A 25,665-nucleotide genomic window follows, 5' to 3' on the forward strand; every position below is an offset into this window, starting at 1 on the left:
CCCTACGCAGCAATCCCCAATCACCCCCGTTTACGGAAATTCAGATGACCCAATCTCAAGCCAAGGGACGCAGCTCCGGCCGTTCCGGCGGTCGCGCAGCCCGCACAGCACTTCGCGCAGCCCCACTCGCGGAAAACCTGCGCCCGGTGCGCGCCGGAATGAGCGGCGGTTTTTACAAACCTCTTTCAGAGAACGATATTCAGCGCATTCATCGAGCGGCCCTTCAGGCACTCAGCGAAATTGGTCTTTCAGGCGCGCCACAAAGCGGCATTGAAGTGATGACAGCCAACGGCGCAGAACTCGGCTCTGATGGTCGCCTCAGATTCTCGGAGACGCTGGTCGAGGACATGCTCGCAAAAGCCGCCAGAGGGATCACTCTCTACGGTCGCGACAGCCGAAACGATTTGCAGCTCTCAGGCACCCGTGTGCACTACGGAACCGCCGGTGCGGCGGTTCATGTGGTCGATGTCGATGGCCGGAATTACCGCGAGTCCCTACTGCAAGATATCCATGACGCAGCAAGAATCGTTGAGACGCTGGATAACATCCATTTCCTGCAACGCCCCATGGTCGCCCGAGACATTACGGACCCGCTTGAGATGGATCTCAACACAATCTATGCTTGCTGCTCCGGCACCAAGAAGCATGTCGGCACTTCGTTTACAGACGTGAACTCGGTGCCGTCGGCGTTTGAGATGCTGCATATGATGGCCGGTGGAGAGGATAAATGGCGCGAGCGTCCCTTCGTTTCCAATTCGAATTGCTTTGTCGTCCCGCCAATGAAATTCGCCACCGAAGCATGCCAAGTCATGGAAATGTGCATCGAAGGCGGTATGCCCGTCCTACTTCTCTCCGCTGGTCAAGCCGGTGCCACCGCCCCTGCCCCGATTGCCGGCGCGATCGTGCAAGCTGTGGCGGAGTGTCTGGCCGGCGTTGTTTATGTAAATAGCATCAAGCCGGGTCATCCCGCGATCTTTGGCACTTGGCCGTTTGTATCGGATCTTCGAACCGGCGCTATGTCGGGCGGTTCGGGCGAACAAGCCCTCCTAACCGCCGGTTGCGCGCAAATGCATCAATTCTACGGCTTACCTGGCGGCGCAGCCGCAGGAATCGCGGATGCCAAACTGCCAGATATGCAGGCCGGTTGGGAGCAAATGTGTTCCAATGTAATGGCAGGGCTTTCCGGGCTGAATATGGTCTATGAGGCGGCAGGTATGCACGCCTCGCTTCTCGGTTTCTGTCTGGAGAGCCTAATACTCGGCGATGACCTGATCGGACAGGCCCAGCGCTGCGTCAGAGGCATCGAGGTCTCGGACGAAACGCTCGCTCTCGAAACGATGAAATCGGTATGTCTCGGCGGACCAGGTCACTACTTGGGATCAGACCAGACTTTGGCACTGATGCAGACCGAATATATCTACCCTGTCTCGGCGGACCGTTCCTCTCCAAAAGAATGGGAAGAGCGAGGCCGCCCCGATCTTTTGGCGATGACGACCAGCCGGAAAAACAAGATCCTTTCAGAACCGGCCAGCGCACGTTTTGATGACCTGACGGACTCAGAAATTCGAAAGAAGTTTCCAATCCACCTGAGCTAATTCAGTGCATCGCGCCAAAGCGGTCCAGCCTGGCTAGCCGTCAACGAGGGCACCGGGCTGGATATTGCCAAGGTTCCCAAAGAGCTGCTGAATCAAGCCAACATCGCTCAGTCCCGTATCCGTTACACGGCGCGAAAGCGCCACAACACGGCCTTCCTCCAACCCGAACTCTTCTACATTCGACACCACATCCAACGAGTTGAAAGATATCGCAACGACGCGCCGTTCTATTTCGTTGGGTGCAAAAGGCCCAACCCGCTCAAAGCGACTTGCAACGTAATATATGGTATCATCGCCAAGTGTGCCCAAGGTAGTGGGCGAGCCGAGCTTTTCCTCAACCGAGCTGCGCGTATCCCGACCAAGAACAATGGAGTCTATTTCACTATCGAGAGGAACATATCCATGGTTGCTTACCATGGGTGAGCAGGCCGTAAGTCCAAGCGTTAAAACCGATGCGAAAGCAGCAGATCTCATCAATCCATATTTGGATCTCATGTTTGTTGGCATTTGCTACCCCTTGTAATGCGGCTTCGGCCCTCATATCCCCGATACATCAAGCATAGAGGCACACGCAAGAATGGAAGAAAGATCAGGCGCCCAACCAACCACAAAACTCATTCGCTTCAAAGAGCTGAGAAGCGATGAGAGAAACGATTTCTCTTTCTCGCCAAACGCAGAGGAACGGCAAAAGATCGCAGATTTTTTGAACCTTCTTGGGTTGAAAAAGGCAACGCTAAGCGGTTCGATAAACCCTATCGGCAAAACGGACTGGGAACTGAAAGCTAAGATTGGTGCAACGGTTTCCCAGCCATGCGTCATCACCCTTGAGCCGGTTACGACCAGAATCGATGAAACCGTCAGGCGATTGTACCTCAAGGACCTCCCCGTCCCCGAAGGCGACGAAGTCGAAATGCCCGAAAACGATGAGGAAGAACAGCTTCCTAGCACGCTCGACCTCGAAGATCTGTTTGTTGAGGCCTTGTCACTTTCGCTCCCCACCTTCCCGCGGAAAGAGAGCGCCGAATTGGATGAAACTCAATTCACCCGACCGGGATTGAAAGCCATGACTGACGAAGACACACGGCCTTTCGCCGGATTGTCCGCCTTGCGCGAAAAACTCGAGAAAAAATCGAACTCCGACTGAGATCACCACATAATAGGGCTTGCGAAACGAAGAAATCGCAGTATGTTCCCGACCTCCTCCGACCAAGCGGATTCATATACGAAACTGATGCGACTAGCACTCGACATGGAGCATCTAATGTCATATGAGCCGCCATCACGTCGAGAAACGAAATCTGGGCCATGTGTGCCCCCGAAATATTGAAGGTTGAGACATGGCCGTCCAACAGAACAAAGTATCAAGATCGCGCCGCAACATGCGTCGGGCCCACGACTCCCTCACGGCAGCTAACCCGAACGAATGTTCTTCTTGCGGCGAACTGAAGCGCCCGCATCACGTTTGCCCTTCCTGTGGTCACTACGCTGATCGCGAAGTGATCGCACAGGCTGACGAGATCGATCTGGACGAAGACGCAGCGTAAGCTGCGTTTGCGGCGGCTCCCGATGACCATCTCCCGGACCGGCGCTGAAGCTACCCCTCAGGGGAAGGCGAAAACCGTTCTGTCCGTGGATGCAATGGGTGGCGACAAAGGGCCTGCAACGCTCGTTGCGGGCCTCTCTCGTTTTTTGTCTGACGTTTCTGACGCGCGCGCGATTCTTCACGGTCCAAAAGCTGAACTCGAGAAACTTGTCGAGCGCTATAAGCTGGCTGATCGGGTTACTGTCCGGGACGCGGTAGATGTCGTACAGATGGCTGACAAACCCAGCCACGTCCTCCGGCACGGCAAACAAACATCCATGTGGTCGGCCGTTGACGCCGTGCGCAACGGAGAAGCTGATGTCTGCGTGAGCTGCGGCAACACAGGCGCATTAATGGCGATTTCCATGATGCGTCTGCGCAAGGCAGAAGGCGTGAAACGCCCAGCAATAGCCTGCCTGTGGCCTTCCCGAAATCCTTCGGGGTTTAATGTTGTGCTTGATGTCGGTGCCGATATCCGCGCTGATCAAGATGACCTCCTGACCTATGCAATGATGGGATCATCATACGCACGCAATGGAATGGGTATCGAAAGGCCACGGGTTGGTCTCCTGAATGTTGGCGTAGAAGAGCACAAGGGCCGCGCCGAACTCAAAATCGCCAACGACCTGATCGAACGAGCCGCTCCGCGCGGAGACTTCGACTACCTCGGCTTCGTCGAAGGGGGCGATATTCCCTCGCAGAAAGTAGATGTCATCGTAACCGACGGTTTTACAGGCAACGTCGCGTTGAAAACGGGCGAAGGTACAGCCACACTCATTTCGGGCCTTCTTCGAGAAGCCTTCATGAAGACCCCACTGTCTCGAATTGCCGCGCTTCTCGCAATGACGTCACTGGGTCGCTTGCGCAAAAGAATTGATCCGCGCGGCGTGAATGGTGGCGTGTTTCTCGGCCTGAATAAGACAGTGGTCAAAAGCCACGGGTCCGCCGACTCTACCGGCGTTGCGGCTGCGCTTTCGCTTGCGCACCGTCTCGCCACCCTTGGCTTTTCAGACAAGCTTGCGGCACGGGTTGCATCTGCCGCGGCTCTTGCCCAAGATAACCAAACAAAAGGGGACGAAACCCCCATGGGTGAGGGCACAGAAAGCCAATGACTATTCGCGCCGTGGTAAAGGGCGTCGGGCATTACCTACCCGAACGCGTCGTGCCGAATTCTGAATTCGAAAAGACGCTAGATACCTCGAACGAATGGATCATTTCCAGATCGGGGATCGAGCGCCGGCATTTTGCAGCGGAAAACGAAACCACTTCCGAACTTGCAGCGCACGCAGCGCGTGCAGCCCTCTCGGCAGCGGGTGTGGAGCCAAACTCGGTCGATGCGATTATTGTCGCAACCTCAACCGCAGATAATACCTTTCCTTCTGCCGCCACGATGGTTCAAAACCTGATCGGAAACACCAAAGGCTTTGCATTCGATGTACAAGCGGTTTGTGCGGGTTTCGTCTTCGCTCTCAGTAATGCGAATGCACTCATCGTGTCTGGCCAAGCCCGCTCGGTCCTTGTCATCGGCGCTGAAACTTTCAGTAGGATCATGGATTGGACCGATCGCTCCACATGTGTTCTCTTCGGGGACGGTGCAGGTGCGCTCCTCCTCGCAGCGGAAGAAGGCCAGGGTACCAATGCCGATCGAGGCATCCTGTCCACAGACCTGAATTCCGATGGCCGCTATAAAGACATTCTCTATGTTGACGGCGGCGTTGCAACGCAGAACACCGGCGTTCTCAAGATGGAAGGCCGTGAAGTCTTCAGGCATGCAGTGGAAAAATTGGCTGCCACCGCCCACACAGCGCTGAGCAAAGCGAATCTTGGCGCCGATGACGTGGACTGGGTGGTCCCTCACCAGGCAAATATCCGCATTATTCAATCGACAGCGAAAAAGCTTGGCGTCGGCATGGATCGTGTTGTCGTCACTGTTCAAGATCACGGCAATACATCTGCGGCCTCCATCCCACTTGCGCTTTCTGTTGGGGTCGAACGCGGACAGATCAAGCCGGGCGATCTCATTGTAACAGAAGCAATTGGCGGTGGACTCGCATGGGGTTCAGTCGTCCTGCGTTGGTAGGCATTGAGTTTGAAATATTGACTCTCAATTTACCCCTCGCCTAAGGTTGCAACGCATAAGCGAGGGAGTCCCATGTCAGAAAAGACGTTGACCAGAATGGATCTGGCCGAAGCAGTCCATGCCGAAGTGGGATTATCCCGGAACGAAAGCGCCGATCTTGTGGAAAGTGTTCTCGGGCACATCTCGGATGCACTCGTTAGCGGCGAGTCTGTCAAAATTTCCTCATTCGGTACATTTGCCGTGCGGCAAAAAACTGCGCGCGTTGGACGCAATCCTAAAACGGGCGAGGAAGTCCCCATTCACCCACGCCGTGTGCTGAGCTTCCGCCCTTCACACCTTCTCAAGGATCGGGTTGCCACCGGCAACCGGAGCTAGGACATTTGGGGATGCAAAAGTCCCGCGATGCATTTCGAACAATCAGCGAAGTCGCCGACTGGTTAGACACGCCTGCGCATGTGCTTCGTTTCTGGGAGAGTAAGTTCTCTCAAATCCGCCCACTTAAACGTGCTGGCGGTCGGCGTTATTATCGGCCTGAGGACATGGAACTTCTGTCAGGTATAAAGTTTCTGCTCCACGAGCAGGGCATGACGATCAAAGGCGCCCAAAAACTACTCAGAGAGAACGGCATCAAGCATGTTGCCAGCCTTGGAAGAACGCTCAATCTCGCCAATGAAAGCGCGCCAGCAGACCCAAATACCGAGGTAATGGAACCAAGCGCAGCTGCACCGGCGGAGCCGCGCGCGAGCACCCCCATCGTCACTGAAAATGGGAACTCCGTTGACGCTGATACTCTCCTTGGCACACCTGACAGAGAAGAAATTTCCAACGTAGTCCAAATGGAAACTTCAGCGCCCCTTCAACCCACAGAACAGGTGCGCAGTGACACCCTGCCCCACGCTTCACAATGGCAGGAAAAGGCGCAGGAGATTCTATCCGGGGTCGACGATGCCGCCGCACATGTTCAAGAGCCGATAAGCGCCGGGGCTTTGGCTTTTCTCGCGAACCAGTCAAGGTCACGCCTTACATTAAGGAAGCATCGCATTGCGCCCCTCTACAGCCGACTGTCCTCCATCAAGAAACGCATCAGCGACGGCGTCTAGATGTTGAAATGCCGGATGATGATGAGCCAGTTTGTAAAATGCGGTACTTTCAGCCTTGCTCTCGCCACTCAAATCAGTATTTACACCCGCAGTCGGGCTATAGCGCAGCCTGGTAGCGCGTCCGTCTGGGGGACGGAAGGTCGCAGGTTCAAGTCCTGCTAGCCCGACCAAAAAATCGCCCGCCCGCTCCATGCGGTGCGGGCGTTTTTGTAAAGCCAAGGGGATCGCAGATGACAGGTGTTCTACCAAGCCAACACATCAAGGAAATGATCTCATCCGGGGTCATATCTGGCACACCTGCGGTCATTCCCGAACAAATTCAGCCCGCCAGTTTGGACCTTCGCCTCGGCAAGATTGCCTACCGCGTCAGGGCCTCATTTTTGGCTGGAGAAGATGCAAGTGTATCCGAACGGATCGCAGAGTTTGAAATGCATCGCGTCGACCTAGAGGGCGGCGCCGTCTTGGAAAAAGGTTGCGTTTACGTCGTTCCATTGATGGAAGAACTTGACCTGCCCAATCACATTCAAGCTGTTGCAAACGCGAAAAGCTCGACTGGTCGGCTGGACCTTCTGACCAGAACCATCACAGACGGCGGAGTCGAGTTTGACCGAATTGCGCCGGGCTACAAAGGCCCCCTCTACGCGGAAATCTGCCCGCGCTCCTTCAGCGTCCTGGTGCGCCCGGGCATGCGCTTGAACCAGATACGATTCAGAGACGGTCAGACCGTGCTTTCAGATAGCGAACTGCAAGAACTGCATTCCGAAGTCCCGCTAGTCGATTGTGCGCCTATCATCAACGAAGGCTTGGGCTTTTCCGTCGATCTATCCCCTAAAAACGGAACGCTCGTCGGCTACAGGGCGAAGCCTCATACCGGCGTAATCGACCTTGATCTGATCGACCACTATGACCCTGCCGAATTCTGGGAACCTGTCTATTTAAAGGAAGGGCGCGTCATTCTCGACCCGGGCGCGTTTTACATTCTTGTCAGCCGTGAAGCGGTCACCATACCTCCTGAATTCGCAGCCGAAATGGCCCCCTACCTTGCAATGGTCGGTGAATTCCGCGTCCACTACGCTGGCTTTTTCGACCCAGGATTTGGCCACCATTCCGCAGGAGGCGCTGGCTCCCGTGGCGTCCTAGAAGTGCGTTGCCACGAAGCACCCTTCGTGCTCGAGCATGGCCAAACCGTCGGACGTCTTGTCTACGAACGCATGTCGGACGTGCCGGAACAGCTTTACGGACGCGAGATCGCGTCGAACTACCAAGGGCAAGGCCTCAAGCTTTCCAAACACTTCAAGACTGCGGAAACTGCATTCTAATCTTCGAACAGTTCGCTTTGGTGATCAATTTCAGCGACTTCGTCATCTTCGGTGGACGTGCTAGTTGGCGACGGTCTGCTTTCCAGCAGCCCTGCGGCGCGCAGTTCCTTCAAACCAGGTAGGTCGCGGGCACTTTCCAGTCCGAAATGATCAAGAAACCCCTGTGTCACAACGAAAGTAACCGGGCGCCCAGGGGTCATTTTCCGCCGCCCGAATTTTATCCAGTCCATTTCGAGTAGTTGATCTACCGTTCCACGGCTTACTGAAACGCCCCTGATTTCCTCAATCTCGGCGCGGGTCACAGGTTGATGATAGGCGATGATTGCAAGAGTTTCGATGGCAGCACGACTTAACTTTCGCGTTTCAACCGTTTCCTTTTGCATCAAAAAACCAAGATCCGCAGCTGTTCTGAACGCCCATGAATCACCAATCTTCATCAAGGAAATGCCGCGACCCTCGTATCGTTTCCGCAAATGAACAAGCGCCTCGGCAGGGTCGCAACCGTGGGGCATACGGCTTTCTATTTCCCGAACCGTTATCGGCTCTGCAGTGGCAAATAGAATTGCTTCCACCATGCGCTCTTGTTCACCCATTGGCGGGGCCTCGAAAAGGCTATCTCTCTCCGGCGAACTCTCGTCAGACATCTCGATCTTTCTTTCTTCGGATTTGAATTGGCGCAAAGATTTCTCCCTGTCGAATTTCGATCTTCCCTTCTTTGGCCAGTTCCAAAGACGCGGCGAAATTCGCTGCGGTGGCCGATCTCCGCCGCCTTGGCTCGGCGCCCCATCCATCCGGAAGATAGGTCGAAATATCGGTCCAATCTCCCGCAAAGCCAATCAGCTTTCGCATCCTGTCCAGCGCCTGTTCCATCGTCATTATCGCATCACGATCCATGACATATGGCCGGAATTCATCCTTCGTGCGGATACGCGCATACCCTTGCATCAGATCCAGCAACGTGGCGGTGTAAGTCACGCGCTTTACGCGGGCAACGTCCTCGGTAATTCCCCTTGAGAAAAAGTCCCGCCCAAGCTGATCTCGCGCGAGGAGTTTCGCTGCGGCTTCACGCATGGCCTGTAACCGTTCCAATTGAAACGCCAGATGCGCCGCAAGTTCTTCACCGCTCGGCCCCTCTTCGGTCGGATCGGGAGGAAGCAGAAGGCGTGATTTGAGGAATGCCAACCAAGCAGCCATAACCAGATAATCTGCGGCCAGTTCCAGTCGCAATTGCTTGGCACGTTCCACGAAAGCAAGATATTGTTCCGCCAAGGCCAATATCGAAATTTGACGGAGATCGACCTTTTGCGTGCGGCTGAGTGTCAAAAGAAGATCAAGCGGGCCTTCAAACGCCCCCACATCAACAATGAGTGACTCCGCAGCGAGGCGCTCGGTGACACTCATTTGATCTTCTGCGAATTCTTCAGCCAAATATGCCTCTGTCTTCCGGTCGAACACCCCACCGCCACAGATTTAGCGCGGACGCATGATCGTCCGCAGCTTCTAATCGAATGTCAATGAAGCAAAGCGCTACCGGACAGATACCGGTGTACACTCCACGTTTTGCGTTAGGAAGGTCGAGCACAACCGCCGCGCCTCATCAGCGCCAGAGAACCCCATAGCACGCAGCCTGTAGAACGAGACACCACCGCTTGTCGCCTCAAGGATTACACGCGTTTTTCCGTCAAGATATGCCGGGAAGAGCTGGCTCAATCGCTGCCATTCATGTGCGGCTATTTCGGTGGTGCTAAATGCCCCAAGCTGAATCAGATTTGTACCAACCGGCAATGCCCCTTGATGCACCAGCGATTGAGGAACGTCAGATATCGCAACTGGAGAAGAAACTAGATCTCCACTCACCTCCAATGAAGCCAAGAGCGTTTCGGGTCGCGCGCGCGGCCTTATCGTCCGGTTAAGCCCAGGGACCGATGCAGGGAGTATGTCAGAAGGTGTAGCCTGATCCATCGAAACGGCTGAACCCGCCTCCGCTGAACTGTCCAAAGTGATTTTCTCTACCAACGCAAGGATTTGAGCGTCATCAACATTGGCGTTCAAAACTGCGGCGTCCTGGTCGGACTCAGTCAATGACACCGATTGAATGTCCGTCAAATCACCTTCGAACGTTTCGCTCTCTGATGAAAACAAAACTGCCTCAATGGGCTCATCAGGCACCAAAGCCAATTCCGGCGCAACTAGATCACCAGGCTCAATGATCTCCCCCTGAGGGGCCAGGAGAAGCGCATCAGGAGCCGGCGCCGCTTCCCCCTGCGCCGAGATATGGTTCACCGCAAGACCAGTATTTTCCGAAACGTCGCCACCGGGATTTGTCGGCATGATCCGCAGCGGACCTTCCGCAGCTTTGACTACCGGAATTCCCGAAACATCCCGTACCACCAACTCATAGCCCCAAAACCCAAGGCCGACGATCAGCGCAAAGGACGCCGCTGCCGCAGAAAGGTTCATCAAAGATGTCGTACGAATCGCACTGGGGGCGACAAAATCCGCCTCGTAGTTAACGCTTGCCATACCTGCCTCATACACCCGCACTTATGCGGGGATTTTTTGCCTCATGCTCAGGCCGGCACCGTGCGTTTACCGCATCTCTGTAACCGGCTTGACTCCCAGAATAGCAAGACCGCCCGAAATAACAACGGCTACGGAACGAATCAGCGCAATTTTTGACTGGGACGATGCAATATCATCAACCTGCAAGAAACGCAGCGAAGCGTCATCATTGCCTCTATTCCACAAGCCATGGAACTCGGAGGCCAATTCATAAAGGTAGAATGCAATCCGGTGCGGCTCATGGCCTTTTGCCGCAATCTCCACAAGCCTCGGCCACTCGGCCAACTTCTTGGCCACGGCCAATTCAGCATCATGTGCCAGCTTTGAGAGGTCCGCCGCACTGAGATCGGTATCGGATACAGGAATACCCTCTTCCCTCGCCTTTCGGAGAACCGAACAAACCCGCGCGTGGGCATACTGCACATAGAAGACCGGATTATCCTTGGACTGCTCGAGCACTTTGTCGAAATCGAAATCCAGCGGTGCGTCATTCTTACGGGTAAGCATATGGAACCGCGTTACATCAGGGCCAACTTGATCGACGACGTCACGCAAAGTGACGAAATTCCCTGCCCGCTTTGACATTTTGAACGGCTCGCCATTCTTCCAAAGCTTCACGAGCTGGCACAATTTTATATCCAAAGGAACCCTGGCATCGGAAAGCGCGCTCACTGCGGCCTTCATGCGTTTCACATAGCCACCGTGGTCCGCACCAAACACATCGATCAGTTGGTCAAAGCCGCGTGTGACTTTATCGTAGTGATACGCAATATCTGGAGCGAAATAGGTCCAACTACCATCCGATTTCATCACGGCACGATCAACGTCGTCTCCATGCTCGGTCGATTTAAAAAGCGTCTGCTCGCGCGGCTCCCAATCCTCAGGCACCTTCCCCTTCGGAGGCTCAAGTACGCCCTTGTAAATCAGACCCTTTTCCTCCAACGCGGTGAGAGCACTTTCGATACGCCCGGTTCCATAGAGCGATTTCTCCGAGAAGAATGTGTCCATCTTGACGCCCAGCGAATTCAGGTCGTCGCGGATCAGATCCATCATAGCTTCGGTCGCGAATTCCCTTACCTCAACGAGCCAGACACTCTCAGGTTGCCCGACAAAAGCGTCCCCAACTTTTTCTTTCAGGGCTTCCCCAACGGGCACGAGGTAGTCTCCGGGATAGGTTCCGTCTTCAAACGCAACATCCTGCCCATGCGCCTCGAGGTATCTCAGATATACAGAGCGCGCCAAGACATCGACCTGCGCGCCACCATCGTTGATGTAATATTCGCGCGTCACGTCATAGCCAGCAAAATCGAGAAGGCTCGCCAAAGCATCCCCGAATACTGCACCCCTTGTATGGCCGACATGGAGTGGCCCTGTTGGGTTTGCGCTCACATATTCGACGTTAACCTTCTGGCCACTTCCCAGCATCGACCGACCATAATCCTTGTTCGTCAAAACATCTTTGACCAACGCCTGCCAAACCTGATCATTCAGCCGCAGATTCAAAAATCCCGGGCCGGCAACGTCAGCTGTGTCCACACGATCATTAGCCCGCAATTTCGCAGCCAGATCCTCTGCGATATCGCGCGGCTTCTTGCCAGCTGGCTTTGCAAGAACCATCGCAGCATTGGTCGCCATGTCGCCATGCAGCGGGTCGCGCGGCGGCTCCACCGCAATTGCCGAAAAGTCGAGCCCTGATGGCAAGGCACCATCAGCGACAAGACTTTCGAGGCTTTCAATTACCAACCGTCTGATTTCTGCGAATAGGTTCATCATCTTTTCTTTCTGGCGTTTCTGTCCGTTTAGCACGGCATTCCAAGAGGTCAACGACGCCCAAACGCCTCCCGCCCCGTGAAATTTGATTCAATTGGTGACCCGCGTGCGCTCGATGATATCCGAGCCGGTCAGTCTCGCATGTTCTTGGATCGCAAAGCGGTCCGTCATGCCGCTGATATAGTCGGCAACGAGACGCGCCAGTTGTTCTTCGGAACGCACCTCCGAGACATCCTTTCGCCATTGCTTGGGCAGGTTTTCAGGGTGCGCCATAAAAAGCGGGAAAAGCTCCTTTACAGCGGCTGTCACATGTCGCCGCATCTCAACGACGCCTGGCGCACGATACATCCGATGGAAAAGGAAATTTCGTATGACTTTCAGATCGCCCCAAAGCGCAGGTGTGAAGCGTACAACCATTCGTCCCGCTCCACGAACATCAGCAACACTCTGAGGATCCAGCTCTTTCAGATTCCGCCCAGCGACCTGAATGACGTCCTCGACCAAAATTCCAAAGAACCTCCGCAGGGCCTCATGGCGCCGACGATAAATATTCAGTCCGGGGTATTTACGGTCAACCTCGGCAAAGCACTCTCTCAGCACCGGAAGCTCAGCTAATTCCCCCGTGGAAAACAATTCCGCACGAAGGCCATCATGAAGGTCATGATTATTATAGGCGATATCGTCTGCCAATGCGGCGACCTGTGCCTCCGCGCTAGCGTGAGTGCCCAATTCAAGATCATGTTTCTCGTTATATGCCGCGAGTGCATAGGGATATGGCTCAGCAACAGGTCCATTGTGTTTGGCAATGCCTTCAAGCGTCTCCCAAGTCAGGTTCAACCCATCCCACTCAGCATAGTGTCGCTCAAGCGAAGTGACGATGTGGATCGCCTGCGCGTTGTGATCAAAGCCCCCATATGGCTGCATCAACGCATCCAAAGCATCCTCGCCCGTATGTCCGAAGGGCGGATGCCCCAAATCATGCGCGAGGGCGACCGCTTCGGTGAGTTCAACATTCAAACCGAGTGCCGCCGATATCGTTCGCGCGACTTGCGCAACCTCAATCGAGTGCGTGAGCCGCGTCCGGAAATAGTCGCCTTCATGTTCAACAAAAACTTGGGTTTTATGCTTGAGACGTCGAAAAGCGCTCGAATGGATAATCCGATCACGATCCCGCTGGAACGGAGAGCGAAATGCGCTCTCCTCTTCCGCATAAAGTCGTCCGCGCGAAGTTTTCGGATCCGTTGCATACTTGGCCAGCATCAGCTCTCCGTTACTTGCTTTGACTTGTTGTTGAAAGACAGGGCCTCTATATTCTAAGCAGACGCAAACCGATAGGTCGGAATATGCTAAATCTGCCACCAAAAGTTACTGAGCGCGCATTTGCCAGACTTGCTGAAATAGGAGCCTCCGCCGATGGAAAGGCTCTCCGCATTGCGGTTGAAGGCGGCGGTTGCTCGGGCTTTCAATACGATATCGTGCTGGACGCACCGACAGATGATGACATTGTTCTGGAGAGCGGCAATGGAGAAAAAGTTGTCGTGGACAGCGTTTCCCTACCATTTCTCGCTTCTGCTACCATTGATTTCTCTGACGAGCTGATCGGCGCGAGGTTCGTGATCGACAACCCGAACGCAACATCTTCCTGTGGCTGCGGGACGAGTTTTTCTATGTAATCGGTTAGGGATCAAACCGGAAAAGCACCCCAAGGTCGGCCACATTCGTTCCCGTAGGTCCGGTAATCAGCAAATCACCCGCATGCCACAGTGCCTCATAGCTGTCGTTGCACCGAAGAAGGCTGTGAATATCCTGTCCGGACATCTGGATCCGTGTGAGCGTCCCACCATCCACCAGCGCTCCGGCTGCATCAGTAGGGCCATCCCGCCCGTCGGTTCCAGCTTGTAGGCAAACCCAATTCCCGCTCCAGCCGCGCCGCTGTGCTTCCAAGGCGATCCATAAAGCCATCTCCTGATTGCGGCCGCCTTTCCCGTTTCCTCGAAGTTTGACTGTGGTTTCACCGCCCCAAAGCGTAATGCCCCGCTCAGCTTGATCGCAAACATAGCGCGCCGCATCTTCGACATCGCCTTCAATTGGCGTAGAGATACGAACAGCATTCCCCCCTGCGGCCTCAAGCATGGCCTCGACGCTCTTGCCATTCGACCCGATCAACTGGTTTACAGCGACAGGAACAGGATCCGGATCTGGTGCGGTTTCCAGGTAGCGCCGCACAGATTCAGGGACCCTTTCCCAAAGATCGAAACTTTCGAGAAGTTTTCTGGCCCCCAACGGGTTCGAAATAGGCGGCACGGTAGGGCCGCTCGCGATGACCGAGAGATCATCCCCGATAACATCGGACAGAATCAAGGCGGTCACCTTGGCTGGCGATGCAAGGCGCACCAATCCGCCACCTTTCAAACGTGATATTTGTTGCCGGATCAGATTCATCTGTCCGATATCAGCGCCAGAAGCGAGAAGAAGGCGGTTCACCTCAGCCTTTTCAGCAAGCGTCACCCCCGCCACCGGCGCGGGTAAAAGTGCCGATCCGCCGCCCGACACCAAGACGAGAACCTCCTGTTCGTCACTGACATGCTCAAGTGCTTCAATTACCGTGTGCGCAGCATATTCGCCTTTCGCATCAGGCACAGGATGACCAGCAGGCAGAATCGTCGCACCGTCAAGTGCCTCAGCGTTTTCGTAATTGGTCACAACAATGGTTTGCACACCTGGATGCACCGAAAGCGCCGCCTCCGCCATGCGGCGTGCTGCCTTTCCAATTGCGATAATCAAGCTCGGTTGAACCGCTCGCCTTTCCAGCTCGGTGATAACCGCTTGATATGGGTCAGCGGCAGCGACGCCGGCCATAAAGAGTCTGCGCGCCTCCGTGCGCGCCTGATCAATATCCATTCGCTCCCCCCTTGTAGGCCTGCGATCACCGTAGTGATAAGCCCTCCCTATCCAAGCGAAAACCCCTTTCCACCCCTTCAGATATTTGACGCGCATCCTTCAAAAATATAGAACAAAAAGAGAACATGGAGATTCTATTGAAAAGCGCACCACCGCCCCTCAAAACAAAGCTGGACACTCTGCGCACCCGCTCACGGCGGCTGGAAACACCTACGCAATCACAACCTGCAACCTTGATAGAGGTCTTTTCCAGCGCCCCGACAGACGGCGCCGCAACCGGCTTTACCCTTGCCAGCCTCGGCCACATCACAAAACCGGTCCTCTGGATACAAGACCACCTAAGCAGGCGCGAATGCGGTCAGCCTTATTTTCACGGCCTTCCATATAAAGACAACGACATTCTATATTTGGAAATATCACGCCCAAAAGATGCGCTATGCGCCGCCGAAGAAGGCCTGAGATGCCACTCTCTCGGTGCTGTCATCACGGAAATCTGGGGCAATCCCAACGTTGTTGACTTCACAGCAACCAAACGTCTCGCCTTACGCGCCGAAGCATCAAGAGTTCCGATCTGGTTCTTGCGACATGCAGCCGAGGCAGACCTCAGCGCGGCCCGCGAGCGTTGGCGCTTATCCTCTCTCCCAAGTCACCGCCACCCATATGACATGCGCGCCCCGGGCGCTGAAATCTGGAAGGCACACTTATTTCGGGCGCGCTGGCGTCCGACAGGAGAATGGGTCGCCAGTGTAGAGCAAGGCCGCCTGCACCTCCAACACGCCACCGAACACAACACACATCAGCTTGCGATCAATGCTCTGTAAAAACTGAAACCATAGGAGAACCAAAAGTGAAGCGCGAGGACCAGCTGCCGGATCTCGCCCAGCGCCTAAGCCGCCAAACCGCACCACACTCCATTAAAGAACGCAGAATACTCGCCGTTCACCTCCCGGAATTTGCGATCGAAAGGTGGCAGATATGGTGCGCAAGACACGCAAGCACTCTGCCTGAAGAGTTGCCCGTCGCGTTGGCCGTCGATACCGCCCATGGCCCCGTCGTCCACGCGACAAATCGTGCGGCGGCAATAGCGGGTGTTCGTCGCCATGCGCGCATTGTCGATATGCGCGCACTCTGCCCCGAGCTGAAGGTCGAATATGCCGATACCCTTGGCGATGAAAAACTATTGGAAAACCTAACATTCTGGAGCCGTCAATGGGGGCCGTGGAGCGTTGCAGACGCACCCGATGGCCTCTTTTGCGACACCTCAGGCGTGGCACACCTACATGGCGGAGAGGACAGGCTCCTCAGGAATGTCGAAGAACGCTTTTCCAAAATCGGCTTCCAAACCCAGCTCGCCTTAGCACCAACACCCGGCGCGGCATGGGCCTTGGCACATTACGGCCCAGTCCGCAGCACCGCCACTTCCGCCAACCTTATGCGGATGCTGGCCCCTCTCCCCGTCGCGGCACTACGCCTATCGCCCAAAACGGTCACGACGCTTCAACGCCTCGGGCTGAAAACGATTGGAGCGCTGGCGGATGTACCGCGCATTGCGCTCGCGCGGCGGTTTCGCGATCATGCCGATCCTTCAGACACGCCGCTGCACCGCCTCGATCTCACCCTTGGGAGGCAGGCAGATCCACTCAACGCACAAGCCGATCCGATACGTTTCGTTACCACGGAAAATCTCACAGAGCCGGTACTGGACCCCGCGCCCTACCTTCCCGATCTTTGCGAAAAGTTATGTGTACAACTGGCGCGATCTCAGCATGGGGTACGGCGCCTGCGCTTATCCGCATACCGCACGGACGGCATGGTCGCGACCAGCTTCTTGACCACGGCACAACCCAGCAACAATCCCGAACACCTGCACAGCCTTCTCCTTGGCAAGCTTGACCACATAGATCCAGGTTTTGGCTTTGATGTTCTCACGCTAACCGCCGAGAGCACTGAAAATCTCGACATCGTGCAAACACGTCTGGATGGAAATCCCGATGACGGCACCGAACTCGCCCGATTAATTGACCGCCTTGCCGCCCGTTTCGGCCCAAACAAACTTCAGCGCGTTGCCCTGTCCGGCAGTCACATTCCCGAGCGCGCCGCCAATTGGCACCCAGCACCACAGCAATATGCTTCCCCCCTTCCCTCGACACAGCGCCGCCCGATACGCATTTTCGCCCCGCCAGAAGAAATTCGTGTGCTTTACGCAGTGCCGGAAGGTCCGCCAGCAAAATTCATCTGGCGCCGCGTGACGCATCGCGTCATCCGTTTTGCAGGGCCGGAAAGGGTCGCCCCTGAATGGTGGCATGACCGTCCCGGAACCCGCTTGCGTGATTATTACCATATCGAAACCGAAACAGGCCGCCGCCTTTGGATTTATCGCAATGGACTGCATGGCGATGGGCGTGGCGGTGAACCATCGTGGTTTTTGCATGGTGTTTTCGCATGACCCAAAGAAAAAAACCAATAATCACCAATACCGCATGCGTTTTTCTAACCATCTGCATTTGTGCGGCAGGAGCATTGTGAATGCCGGAAAACCTCACTCACAAACCGCGCACATCCTTACCGGAAGGTTATAAATCCGCACCCAACGCGCGTGCTCCATTTGTCGAACTTGGGCTGGCAAGCTGTTTCTCCTTCCTGCGTGGCGCTTCCGAAGCCGATGAATTGACCCATACAGCAAATGAACTCGGATATGACGCGCTGGGAATTGCCGATCTCAACAGCTTCGCGGGGGTTGTCCGCTTTCACACCGCCGCACAAAACCTCTCTCTCCGGCCGATCATCGGCACACGGATAAAGCTGATATCCGGAGAGGTATTTCTGGCCTACCCGACCAATCGCGATGCCTATGGCCGCCTGTCCCACCTGATCTCGAAAGGGCGCCGATACCGGCCAGACGGCAGCTGGCAATCAAAAGGGGAATGCGATCTCACGCTTGATTTGCTCGCAGCACATTCCGAAGGCAGTATCCTGATCCTCATCCCCGAGGTATCCCTCACAGGTCTGGAGCGCACCCTGCCCAGCCTCTGCGCCGCCCTGCCACAACTGGCATACATTGCCGCGTGCTGGCACTATCAAGGCAATGATCGCGCCCGCATAAACAGGTTGGATCAGCTAGCCACACAAAACGGGCTTTCAATCCTCGCGACAAATGACGTTCTCTATCATGCACCGGACCGACGCCCTTTACAGGATGTGATGACGTGTATCCGCGAAAAGGCGCACCTCGCAGATGCGGGGCGCCTCCTTCTCCCCAATGCGGAACGTCATCTTAAAGCACCCGCAGAAATGCAAAGGCTCTTCGCGGAATGGCCGCACGCGATCAGGGCAACCCGCATCGTTGCGGATCAATGTCGCTTTGACCTCCGCGAACTCGCCTATGAATACCCCCGTGAAGTGGTGCCGGAAGGCATGACACCGCAAACCCGCCTTGAACAGCTCACATGGTCCGGCGCCGAAACCCGCTACCCTGACGGCATCCCTACGGAGACACAAAATACCCTGAAAAAAGAGCTTTCCATGATCAAAAAGCTCAATATCGCCCAATATTTCCTTACAATTCACGATATCATCCGCTTTGCGCGAGAGGATTGCACCCCACCAATCCTTTGTCAGGGTCGTGGTTCTGCCGCAAACTCGGCCGTCTGTTACGTCTTGGGCATTACATCCGTCGACCCTGCAAAACATCAGCTGTTGTTCGAACGCTTCATCAGCGAAGAACGCAAAGAACCCCCGGACATTGATGTCGATTTCGAACATGAGCGCCGCGAAGAGGTCATCCAACACATTTACCAGAAATACGGACGGGATCGCGCTGGCCTTTGCGCAACCGTGATCCATTATCGCCCACGCTCCGCCATCCGCGAAGTGGGCAAGGTGATGGGTCTGTCGGAGGATGTCACAAGCGCGCTGGCCAAAACAGTCTGGGGTAGTTGGGAAAGCGACCTCGACAACGACCAAGCCAAAGAAGCCGGCGTCAATCTGCATGATCCACACCTCCGCAAGGTTCTCCATATCGCCCGCCAACTTATCGGCATGCCGCGCCATCTCGGGCAGCATGTCGGCGGCTTCATCCTGACCGAACGCCGCCTGAGCGAAACTGTCCCCATCGGCAACGGCGCGATGGCCGATCGTTCCTTCATCGAATGGGACAAGGACGATATCGACGCCCTCGGCATTTTGAAGGTCGATATCCTCGCCTTGGGAATGCTCACCTGCATCCGCAAATGTTTCGATCTGATCGACGCCCATTATGGTCGCCGGTACACACTCGCCAGCGTGCCTCAAGACGACGCCCGCGTTTACGAAATGCTCTGCCGCGGCGACAGTATCGGCGTGTTCCAAGTGGAAAGCCGCGCGCAGATCAATATGCTTCCCCGTCTCAGGCCGCGCGAATTCTACGATCTGGTCATCGAAGTCGCCATTGTACGCCCCGGCCCCATTCAGGGGGATATGGTGCATCCATACCTCCGCCGCCGAAACGGAGAAGAGGCCGTCGAATACCCATCGCCCACTCCGCCTAATGACCCAGCAGAGCTTAAAAACATTCTCAGCCGCACACTCGGCGTTCCGATCTTTCAGGAACAAGCGATGAAAATCGCGATTGATGCAGCGCAATTCTCCCCCGCAGAAGCCAATGAATTACGCAAGGCAATGGCGACCTTTCGCTCCAAAGGCACAATTGGCCGCCTAGAGGAAAAAATGGTCACACGCATGACAGCACGCGGTTACGAGGAGGATTTCGCCACACGATGCTTCAATCAGATCAAAGGTTTCGGAGAATACGGCTTCCCCGAAAGCCATGCCGCAAGCTTTGCACATCTGGTCTACGTTTCCAGTTGGCTCAAATGTCACTACCCCGCGGCCTTCACATGCGCCCTTCTCAACTCCCAACCGATGGGCTTTTATGCCCCCGCGCAACTGGTCCGCGATGCACGCGAACACGGCGTCCAGGTCCGGCCTATAGATGTCAATTTCTCGCAATGGGACAGCACACTCGAACCGGCTTCCCTGCGCAGTGACCACGGTACCGAACCGCATGGACCGGAAACGTTACCACCCCCACCCACCTACGCATTACGCCTCGGCTTTCGCCAAATTACCGGGTTCCGCAAAGAGAGCGCAGACAAACTGCTTTCCACCCGCACATCCCCCTTTCCGGACGTGGAAACACTGCACCGACAAAGCCGCCTGAGTGCCGCCCCCATCCGCAAACTCGCCGAAGCGGATGCCATGCGCTCCATGTTCATCGACCGCCGCCAAGCTCTATGGGAGGCCCGCGCCCTCAAGGACGCCCCCGCCCTGCCACTCTTTAATGAAACCGCCGATGAAGGAGCGGAAATTCCCGTACCCCTGCCCGAAATGCCGGTCTGCGAACAGGTGGTCAACGATTACCAAACCATGCGCCTCTCCCTAAAAGCGCATCCCATGACGTTTTTCCGATCAAGCCTCCACGAACAAAACGCCACCACCTGCGCAAACTTACAGAACAGTCGAAACGGACAACAAATCACACTTGCAGGCTTGGTCCTGATCCGCCAGCGACCCGGCAGCGCAAAGGGTGTTTGCTTCATAACCATCGAGGATGAAACCGGTGTCGCCAATATTGTCGTCTGGCCGCAAACGATGAAGGCCTACCGCAGCGTCGTCATGCAGGCGCGACTGCTTCTTGTACAAGGGCGCATCCAAAGGGATGTCGACATTATTCACGTCATCGCCGACCGCCTGGAAGACCGGTCCGACCGCCTTCTTGCCCTCTCGAAAGATCGCGAGTTGCAAAGTACGCCCGCAGCCGCGTCTCACGGCCACCCACGAAACAACAGGATCATCCCCCATAGCCGTGACTTCCACTAAACTTGGCGTCACGGCCCACCAACGAGGGCAAGATCCCAACAGCGCTCACGACAAAATATCGCGCTCAACACTCGCCGTGTTTCTCAACCCGTGCTACAAAATGAGAAAAGAGCACAAGACATGACAAAATCAGAGAAACCTTACAGCCGCATTCAAAAGCAAAATCGCGAGAAAATCCTCGATGCGGCTCTCGTCGTCTTCTCACAATTCGGCTTTCGCGGCGCGACACTCGATCAAATCGCCACGGCGGCAGGCCTGTCAAAGCCCAATATTATTTACTATTTCAACGGCAAAGAAGATATCCACCGCACTCTGTTGGAACATCTACTAGACGCATGGCTCGCCCCGCTCCGCGCACTAGACCCAAACGGCGACCCCCGCGAGGAAATCCTCAAATATGTCCGGCGCAAATTGCAAATGAGCCGCGAAATGCCGCGTGAAAGTCGCCTTTTCGCCAACGAAGTCCTGCAAGGCGCGCCACGACTGGGCGAAATCCTCGGCAGCGATCTCAAGGAACTCGTTGATGAAAAGGCATCGGTGATCGCGCAGTGGTCATCCGAAGGCAAGATCGCAAACATAGATCCGTACCACCTGATATTCTCGATCTGGGCTCTCACCCAACACTATGCGGATTTCGACACCCAAGTTCGCACAATCTTGGAAAATCAGGATCCTTTTCCGGGAGCAACGGATTTCTTAGAACACGTCTACACGAGTATTCTGAGAGCCTAGACGGCCACACATAGGAGTTCCCTCCTACGCCTAATTCGTCTCGACCATTCTAGCGGCGCCACAAATTTATAACCGCAACAAGAATTCACCTACACCATTACATTAGTGGAAACCCTCCATTGATTTGCACTTAGGTTTTGATCTCATACTAAACGCCATTTATCGAAGGCGAGGTGTATGTTTGATAGTGTAAATCAAGCAGAAATTGCAGTACAGAGCATCGAGAAAATTCTGCTCAGCAATAGCCTTTGCGATGCTTGGGAAAGCCTAAGACGACCCCTTGAAAGCTTCGGCCTGAACAGGATCATTTATTGTCAAACAAGCGCCCAACTCGGACAAGGCACGACCAGCGAGGCTGAATGCCTGATTTTCACAAATCACGATAAAGATTACTCAGACTTCTTCATTGACTCATTCCGTTATCAATATTCCCCATTCTTTATTTGGAGCGTCAGAAATCCAGGCTTTATCAGTTGGGAAGTACTTACCAGCTACAAACTCCCCTCAAGCATGGAAAAAGCAGCGAAGAAAATTTCAAAGAGATTCTCAGAGTTCGATATTAGAGCCGGATATGCGGTAAGCTTTCCAAACACCACTCAAGGCAGAAAATCTGCAGCGTCTATATGCGGCAAACCCGAAGTTACGCAATCTGAGCTGGACGATATTTGGGAGAAGAATAGATTATTGATCGAAACACTCTTGTTAGCATTTGACAGCAAGGTCGCAACACTACCACATCCTGAGAACAAAATAAGTTTAACGAAGCGCCAGAAGCAAGTGCTCTCATGGGTCGCCCAGGGAAAAACCAATCAGGATATATCTGATATTATGAATATTTCCACCAGTACAGTAGAAAAGCATTTGAGTGCAGCACGAGACGCCATGAATGCAACAACCACAACGCAAGCGGCAACCAAACTCGCGCTACTCAATAATTTAATATTAGAATAAAGCCATTCTATTCAGTTATTTTTGAGCTACAGTTCTTCCGCTGTCACTTTATCGAACATAAACCCACCCAATTCGCAAAAGAGTTCTCGATCCAGCCTGACCAGTTTCTTGCGCCGGTTTGCAGGATCAGGTTCAACCACGATGACACCAGCATCTTTCAAACGATTGATAAAACGGCCAAAAGCCTCCCTATGCGGCCGGCCATTCCGGATCATCATCCAAAGCTCATCTATTCCGAGACTGCTATCATCATAGACGTACAAATAAAGCAGAACCTCAAAGCCGTATGCCCGCTCATTGAATGGGTGGCATAATTTTAAAAAATCGTTGAAACTATCAAGTAATATTCTGTCAGCCGACGGTATTCTAAACCTGTCCTCTACGAGATCACTCCTAAAACCAGGCATTTAGAACCGTCCCACAACTTCTTTTCTTTAAGGTACCTGAAACGTTATAGCAAATAACTAGCGGAAAACCGGAGAAAATGGCTGAAATATACGATATATCATTATCTTTATTCCGTATTTTCTTTCCGCATGGACGACCGATATTGCAGGTAGCTCCTCGTTTGGTCACTTCATGAAAAAAACACTCATCTTCCTCGTCGCGCATTCATACATCGCTGTGATCGGGTATCTCATGTTCACGGCAATGGCTGCACTGGCCGACACTCAGCCTCAAGATACCGACGAAAACTTGAACCTAGCAGAATTCGCTGCCTTCGTTAGCAAATACTCACCGGCTGTTGGTACCGGTCAGGCAGTTCAAGTTCTTCGGAACGATCACTACAGCTGCCGATCTCTTTACTTTAATGCGTATATTTGCAACCAATCTGGCAGAGTCGGAGATATCACCCTCCTGCCCGGCAAATCCGGCGTCGGAACAATATACGTTATCGATTGCTCATATTTTAGGTTGTGCTCGATGCCTGACGAGGACGTCATTGCGCACACGAAAAGGATTATCGAACCCAAAAACGACCGCCCTGCCTCTATCTTTCAGGTGCCACCAAGGTCGTTAGCATTGCCAGAACTCGGGGCGCGTGTAGCTTATTTTAACTTTGCCGCACGGATTTACCCAATCAACTCAAACTAGACTTAACTTTTCCACATTCCGCCGATACGGAGAGGCAAATATAGGCACCGCAACCATTCTGTCGTACCAATCCAATATGCGGCGAAAATGGCTCTGATCATACGCGTGATGCCGATTCAGCACCGGAGAGACGCTTTCATCCGCCGGTTCATAGACATTTCCCTACGAGAGATACATCGCGGCGATTCCATGTCGACTGGTGTTCAAATACTTTCAGCAGCCTAACAAACCAAGGATGCGACAGCTTTTCCTGGCACTGAAGAACAATAGAAATCTGACCTAAGGCTTTGACAAAATAAGATATTTTTGAAAATGGTGCCCCCACACGGACTCGAACCGCGGACCTACTGATTACAAATCAGTTGCTCTACCAGCTGAGCTATAGGGGCACTGACCGCCGTTTAATCGTTCATTCTTCCGGACGCAAGCCTCAACGATTGGCTCTTGCAAGGAAGATTACCGCCACGAGCCCGACCCCCGTAATCATCAAAGATGCTGTCGATGCTTCGGCAATTTTCTCCAACGACGCTTTTTCATGAACGAGCGTGGCCAGGGTATTATAGTTGAATGGGCGCAAAAGCAGCGTCGCAGGAAGCTCTTTCACCGCATCTACGAAAACCAACAACAGCGCGGAGCCGACCGAGGCGCTCATAAGCGGAAGATAAACGCGCCTCAATGCACCGCCCGCCCCTTGCCCGAGCGATCTGGCGGCCATCGGCAAACTCGGTGAAATGCGCCCAAAGGCGGCATCAACCGTTCCCTGCGCAATCGCAAAGAACCGCACGACATAAGCCAATACCAAAGCCGCCGCCGTTCCGGTAAAGAGCAACCCCGGATCCCACCCGGAAAGCGCGAGAATGCCATCCGCGAACCAGTTATCGAAGGCGGCAAGCGGCACCAAGATTCCCAGCCCCAGAACAGCCCCGGGCGCGGCATAGCCAATCGCTGTGACAGGCATCAGCATGGACGGCAGTTTCCGGCGCGAAATTCTCACCCCGTAGACCATAAATACGCCGCCGATGACGGTCAAAAGCGCCGCTACCCCGCCGACGAACACCGTATGCCAAAGCGCTCGCAACAGTCCGGGGCGGGCCCAGTCTGCCGCATCAAGCGAGTGCGAGATCAACACCGATACCGGCAACAAAAAGCCCATAAAAAACGGCAAGAAACAGGCAATAGCCGCCGCCGCCGCCCGCATTCCCTGCAAAGGCGTGCGCACAACCGGCCTAAAGCCGCGGGCCGAGCTGGAGAACTGGCTTCGCCGCCTACTCAGTTTCTCCAATGTGACCAAGATCACGATAAGCGCGAGAACACAGGTCGCAATCTGGGCCGCACCACCTAGGTTGCCCGCCTGTAACCAAACCGAGAAGATCCCCGTCGTCAGTGTTTGAACCGCAAAAAAATCGACCGTCCCAAAGTCATTGACAGTTTCCATCATCACGACTGCAACGCCCGCCATGATCGCAGGTCTTGCAAGCGGTAGGCCCACGCGAATGAACCGTCCAAGCGGCCCTGCCCCAAGCGCACGCGCGACCTCAAATGGAGCGCCGCTCTGCTCGCGAAACGCTGCTCTCGCGAGGATATAAACATACGGAAAAAGCGCACCACTCAGGACAACAACAGCCGCGCCTCGCGACCGGATCGGGGGGAACCAATAGTCCCGCGAACTTTCCCAGCCGAAAAGGCCGCGCAGTCCTGTCTGAACTGGGCCTGCGTACTCTAAAAAGTCAACGAGAGCGAAAGCGCCGACATAGGCTGGGACTGCTAAAGGTAACAACAACGCCCACTCCAGCCAACGGCGCATCGGAAAATCATACATAACAATCAACCAAGCCGCGCCTGCTCCGACCGATGCCGTTATCGCCCCCACGCTGAACATCAAGATCAGCGAATTAGCGGCGTAGCGAGGCAGCGTGGTCGCCAAGAGATGCGGCCAGATGTTCTCGCTTGGAAAAAATGCAAAGTAGAAAACCGCAGCAATCGGCAATAGAACCAATATCGCGATGACGGCAGCGCCGATTGACCACGGATCTGCGCGTTTGACAGAGCGGCCTTTCGCTAAAAACTGACTCGTTTTATCAGACATATCGAGCGGTTACCGAAATCCGGTTTCGCTGTCCAG

General features: G+C 54.6%; 23 protein-coding genes and 2 tRNA genes. 15 read left to right on the forward strand and 10 right to left on the reverse strand.

Going from position 1 to position 25,665, the window contains the following annotated elements; genetic code table 11:
* Positions 1-44 precede the first annotated feature (44 nt).
* Entirely contained in the window at positions 45-1,595 is a 1,551-nt protein-coding gene (locus AB1E42_RS09585) for a trimethylamine methyltransferase family protein (protein WP_368344023.1), read from the forward strand.
* 33 nt (positions 1,596-1,628) lie between these two features.
* Here the strand turns inward: AB1E42_RS09585 and AB1E42_RS09590 are convergent, their stop codons facing one another.
* Positions 1,629-2,012 (reverse strand): outer membrane protein assembly factor BamE, encoded by a 384-nt coding sequence (locus AB1E42_RS09590; RefSeq protein ID WP_368344024.1) that lies wholly within the window; start codon positions 2,010-2,012, stop codon positions 1,629-1,631.
* Between the two features lie 301 nt (positions 2,013-2,313).
* Between AB1E42_RS09590 and AB1E42_RS09595 the strand changes: the two genes are divergently transcribed.
* The 8 genes from AB1E42_RS09595 to AB1E42_RS09630 all read left to right on the forward strand — a co-directional run bounded on the left by AB1E42_RS09595 (position 2,314) and on the right by AB1E42_RS09630 (position 7,676).
* Positions 2,314-2,739, forward strand: a complete 426-nt coding sequence (locus AB1E42_RS09595) for a DUF177 domain-containing protein (protein WP_368344025.1) — start codon at positions 2,314-2,316, stop codon at positions 2,737-2,739.
* 193 nt (positions 2,740-2,932) lie between these two features.
* The gene (gene rpmF / locus AB1E42_RS09600) at positions 2,933-3,139 is read left to right on the forward strand and encodes a 50S ribosomal protein L32 (RefSeq protein ID WP_368344026.1); all 207 of its coding nucleotides are present in this window, start codon (positions 2,933-2,935) and stop codon (positions 3,137-3,139) included.
* A 22-nt stretch (positions 3,140-3,161) separates the two neighbouring features.
* Positions 3,162-4,289 carry a phosphate acyltransferase PlsX gene (gene plsX / locus AB1E42_RS09605; protein ID WP_368344027.1) on the forward strand — a complete coding sequence of 376 codons (1,128 nt, stop codon included), beginning with the start codon at positions 3,162-3,164 and terminating at the stop codon, positions 4,287-4,289.
* A complete protein-coding gene (locus AB1E42_RS09610) occupies positions 4,286-5,257 on the forward strand; it encodes a beta-ketoacyl-ACP synthase III (RefSeq protein WP_368344028.1) in 972 nt (323 codons plus the stop codon). The genes plsX and AB1E42_RS09610 overlap by 4 nt, the downstream gene beginning before the upstream one ends.
* 72 nt (positions 5,258-5,329) lie before the next feature.
* Positions 5,330-5,632 carry an integration host factor subunit alpha gene (gene ihfA / locus AB1E42_RS09615; RefSeq protein ID WP_368344029.1) on the forward strand — a complete coding sequence of 101 codons (303 nt, stop codon included), beginning with the start codon at positions 5,330-5,332 and terminating at the stop codon, positions 5,630-5,632.
* Positions 5,633-5,643: 11 nt separating this feature from the next.
* Positions 5,644-6,357 (forward strand): MerR family transcriptional regulator, encoded by a 714-nt coding sequence (locus AB1E42_RS09620; RefSeq protein ID WP_368344030.1) that lies wholly within the window; start codon positions 5,644-5,646, stop codon positions 6,355-6,357.
* A gap of 93 nt (positions 6,358-6,450) precedes the next feature.
* Positions 6,451-6,527, forward strand: a tRNA-Pro gene (locus AB1E42_RS09625).
* A 60-nt stretch (positions 6,528-6,587) separates the two neighbouring features.
* Positions 6,588-7,676: a 2'-deoxycytidine 5'-triphosphate deaminase gene (locus tag AB1E42_RS09630; protein ID WP_368344031.1), complete on the forward strand. Its 1,089-nt coding sequence runs from the start codon at positions 6,588-6,590 to the stop codon at positions 7,674-7,676.
* Here AB1E42_RS09630 and scpB read toward each other — a convergent pair.
* The 5 genes from scpB to AB1E42_RS09655 form a co-directional block, all read right to left on the reverse strand.
* Complete coding sequence (gene scpB / locus AB1E42_RS09635) at positions 7,673-8,320, reverse strand: SMC-Scp complex subunit ScpB (RefSeq protein WP_368344032.1); 648 nt, start codon at positions 8,318-8,320, stop codon at positions 7,673-7,675. The two genes, AB1E42_RS09630 and scpB, sit on opposite strands and share 4 nt — an antisense overlap.
* Positions 8,313-9,077, reverse strand: coding sequence for a ScpA family protein (locus tag AB1E42_RS09640; RefSeq protein WP_368344033.1), 765 nt, complete (start codon positions 9,075-9,077; stop codon positions 8,313-8,315). Before AB1E42_RS09640 ends, scpB begins: the two co-directional genes overlap by 8 nt.
* 126 nt (positions 9,078-9,203) lie before the next feature.
* Positions 9,204-10,199 (reverse strand): SPOR domain-containing protein, encoded by a 996-nt coding sequence (locus AB1E42_RS09645; protein ID WP_368344034.1) that lies wholly within the window; start codon positions 10,197-10,199, stop codon positions 9,204-9,206.
* A gap of 66 nt (positions 10,200-10,265) precedes the next feature.
* Positions 10,266-12,008, reverse strand: a complete 1,743-nt coding sequence (gene argS, locus AB1E42_RS09650) for an arginine--tRNA ligase (protein WP_368344035.1) — start codon at positions 12,006-12,008, stop codon at positions 10,266-10,268.
* A 90-nt stretch (positions 12,009-12,098) separates the two neighbouring features.
* The gene (locus tag AB1E42_RS09655) at positions 12,099-13,268 is read right to left on the reverse strand and encodes a deoxyguanosinetriphosphate triphosphohydrolase (protein WP_368344036.1); all 1,170 of its coding nucleotides are present in this window, start codon (positions 13,266-13,268) and stop codon (positions 12,099-12,101) included.
* A gap of 83 nt (positions 13,269-13,351) precedes the next feature.
* Here AB1E42_RS09655 and AB1E42_RS09660 point away from each other — a divergent pair, with 83 nt between their 5' ends.
* Positions 13,352-13,681, forward strand: coding sequence for a HesB/IscA family protein (locus tag AB1E42_RS09660; protein ID WP_368344037.1), 330 nt, complete (start codon positions 13,352-13,354; stop codon positions 13,679-13,681).
* A gap of 4 nt (positions 13,682-13,685) precedes the next feature.
* On the opposite strand, the gene AB1E42_RS09665 is transcribed toward AB1E42_RS09660, so the two are convergent.
* On the reverse strand, positions 13,686-14,909 hold the full coding sequence (locus tag AB1E42_RS09665; RefSeq protein WP_368344038.1) for a glycerate kinase: 1,224 nt from the start codon (positions 14,907-14,909) through the stop codon (positions 13,686-13,688).
* Between the two features lie 847 nt (positions 14,910-15,756).
* Between AB1E42_RS09665 and AB1E42_RS09670 the strand changes: the two genes are divergently transcribed.
* The 4 genes from AB1E42_RS09670 to AB1E42_RS09685 all read left to right on the forward strand — a co-directional run bounded on the left by AB1E42_RS09670 (position 15,757) and on the right by AB1E42_RS09685 (position 22,448).
* On the forward strand, positions 15,757-17,355 hold the full coding sequence (locus AB1E42_RS09670; protein ID WP_368344039.1) for a DNA polymerase Y family protein: 1,599 nt from the start codon (positions 15,757-15,759) through the stop codon (positions 17,353-17,355).
* An 80-nt stretch (positions 17,356-17,435) separates the two neighbouring features.
* Positions 17,436-20,765 carry an error-prone DNA polymerase gene (locus AB1E42_RS09675; protein WP_368344040.1) on the forward strand — a complete coding sequence of 1,110 codons (3,330 nt, stop codon included), beginning with the start codon at positions 17,436-17,438 and terminating at the stop codon, positions 20,763-20,765.
* A 120-nt stretch (positions 20,766-20,885) separates the two neighbouring features.
* Entirely contained in the window at positions 20,886-21,497 is a 612-nt protein-coding gene (locus AB1E42_RS09680) for a TetR family transcriptional regulator C-terminal domain-containing protein (protein ID WP_368344041.1), read from the forward strand.
* Positions 21,498-21,674: 177 nt separating this feature from the next.
* Entirely contained in the window at positions 21,675-22,448 is a 774-nt protein-coding gene (locus AB1E42_RS09685; protein WP_368344042.1) for a helix-turn-helix transcriptional regulator, read from the forward strand.
* A gap of 26 nt (positions 22,449-22,474) precedes the next feature.
* Here the strand turns inward: AB1E42_RS09685 and AB1E42_RS09690 are convergent, their stop codons facing one another.
* Positions 22,475-22,855: a hypothetical protein gene (locus AB1E42_RS09690; RefSeq protein WP_368344043.1), complete on the reverse strand. Its 381-nt coding sequence runs from the start codon at positions 22,853-22,855 to the stop codon at positions 22,475-22,477.
* 172 nt (positions 22,856-23,027) lie between these two features.
* Here AB1E42_RS09690 and AB1E42_RS09695 point away from each other — a divergent pair, with 172 nt between their 5' ends.
* Complete coding sequence (locus AB1E42_RS09695; protein ID WP_368344044.1) at positions 23,028-23,543, forward strand: hypothetical protein; 516 nt, start codon at positions 23,028-23,030, stop codon at positions 23,541-23,543.
* Between the two features lie 313 nt (positions 23,544-23,856).
* On the opposite strand, the gene AB1E42_RS09700 is transcribed toward AB1E42_RS09695, so the two are convergent.
* Both AB1E42_RS09700 and AB1E42_RS09705 read right to left on the reverse strand, forming a co-directional pair.
* Positions 23,857-23,932, reverse strand: a tRNA-Thr gene (locus AB1E42_RS09700).
* A 41-nt stretch (positions 23,933-23,973) separates the two neighbouring features.
* Positions 23,974-25,629 carry an ABC transporter permease gene (locus AB1E42_RS09705; protein WP_368344045.1) on the reverse strand — a complete coding sequence of 552 codons (1,656 nt, stop codon included), beginning with the start codon at positions 25,627-25,629 and terminating at the stop codon, positions 23,974-23,976.
* Positions 25,630-25,665: the final 36 nt, after the last annotated feature.

The sequence above is a fragment of the Pelagovum sp. HNIBRBA483 genome (assembly GCF_040931995.1).
In the GTDB taxonomy this organism is placed as follows: Bacteria; Pseudomonadota; Alphaproteobacteria; order Rhodobacterales; family Rhodobacteraceae; genus JAEPMR01.

What these genes read in the sequence shown, in the direction of transcription:
- AB1E42_RS09585 (WP_368344023.1), top strand. Translation starts at nt 45, where the DNA reads ATGACCCAATCTCAAGCCAAGGGACGCAGCTCCGGCCGTTCCGGCGGT.
- AB1E42_RS09590 (WP_368344024.1), bottom strand. Translation starts at nt 2,012, where the DNA reads ATGGTAAGCAACCATGGATATGTTCCTCTCGATAGTGAAATAGACTCC.
- rpmF (WP_368344026.1), top strand. Translation starts at nt 2,933, where the DNA reads ATGGCCGTCCAACAGAACAAAGTATCAAGATCGCGCCGCAACATGCGT.
- plsX (WP_368344027.1), top strand. Translation starts at nt 3,162, where the DNA reads ATGACCATCTCCCGGACCGGCGCTGAAGCTACCCCTCAGGGGAAGGCG.
- AB1E42_RS09610 (WP_368344028.1), top strand. Translation starts at nt 4,286, where the DNA reads ATGACTATTCGCGCCGTGGTAAAGGGCGTCGGGCATTACCTACCCGAA.
- ihfA (WP_368344029.1), top strand. Translation starts at nt 5,330, where the DNA reads ATGTCAGAAAAGACGTTGACCAGAATGGATCTGGCCGAAGCAGTCCAT.
- AB1E42_RS09620 (WP_368344030.1), top strand. Translation starts at nt 5,644, where the DNA reads ATGCAAAAGTCCCGCGATGCATTTCGAACAATCAGCGAAGTCGCCGAC.
- AB1E42_RS09630 (WP_368344031.1), top strand. Translation starts at nt 6,588, where the DNA reads ATGACAGGTGTTCTACCAAGCCAACACATCAAGGAAATGATCTCATCC.
- scpB (WP_368344032.1), bottom strand. Translation starts at nt 8,320, where the DNA reads ATGTCTGACGAGAGTTCGCCGGAGAGAGATAGCCTTTTCGAGGCCCCG.
- AB1E42_RS09640 (WP_368344033.1), bottom strand. Translation starts at nt 9,077, where the DNA reads ATGAGTGTCACCGAGCGCCTCGCTGCGGAGTCACTCATTGTTGATGTG.
- AB1E42_RS09645 (WP_368344034.1), bottom strand. Translation starts at nt 10,199, where the DNA reads ATGGCAAGCGTTAACTACGAGGCGGATTTTGTCGCCCCCAGTGCGATT.
- argS (WP_368344035.1), bottom strand. Translation starts at nt 12,008, where the DNA reads ATGAACCTATTCGCAGAAATCAGACGGTTGGTAATTGAAAGCCTCGAA.
- AB1E42_RS09655 (WP_368344036.1), bottom strand. Translation starts at nt 13,268, where the DNA reads ATGCTGGCCAAGTATGCAACGGATCCGAAAACTTCGCGCGGACGACTT.
- AB1E42_RS09660 (WP_368344037.1), top strand. Translation starts at nt 13,352, where the DNA reads ATGCTAAATCTGCCACCAAAAGTTACTGAGCGCGCATTTGCCAGACTT.
- AB1E42_RS09665 (WP_368344038.1), bottom strand. Translation starts at nt 14,909, where the DNA reads ATGGATATTGATCAGGCGCGCACGGAGGCGCGCAGACTCTTTATGGCC.
- AB1E42_RS09675 (WP_368344040.1), top strand. Translation starts at nt 17,436, where the DNA reads ATGCCGGAAAACCTCACTCACAAACCGCGCACATCCTTACCGGAAGGT.
- AB1E42_RS09680 (WP_368344041.1), top strand. Translation starts at nt 20,886, where the DNA reads ATGACAAAATCAGAGAAACCTTACAGCCGCATTCAAAAGCAAAATCGC.
- AB1E42_RS09685 (WP_368344042.1), top strand. Translation starts at nt 21,675, where the DNA reads ATGTTTGATAGTGTAAATCAAGCAGAAATTGCAGTACAGAGCATCGAG.
- AB1E42_RS09690 (WP_368344043.1), bottom strand. Translation starts at nt 22,855, where the DNA reads ATGCCTGGTTTTAGGAGTGATCTCGTAGAGGACAGGTTTAGAATACCG.
- AB1E42_RS09695 (WP_368344044.1), top strand. Translation starts at nt 23,028, where the DNA reads ATGAAAAAAACACTCATCTTCCTCGTCGCGCATTCATACATCGCTGTG.
- AB1E42_RS09705 (WP_368344045.1), bottom strand. Translation starts at nt 25,629, where the DNA reads ATGTCTGATAAAACGAGTCAGTTTTTAGCGAAAGGCCGCTCTGTCAAA.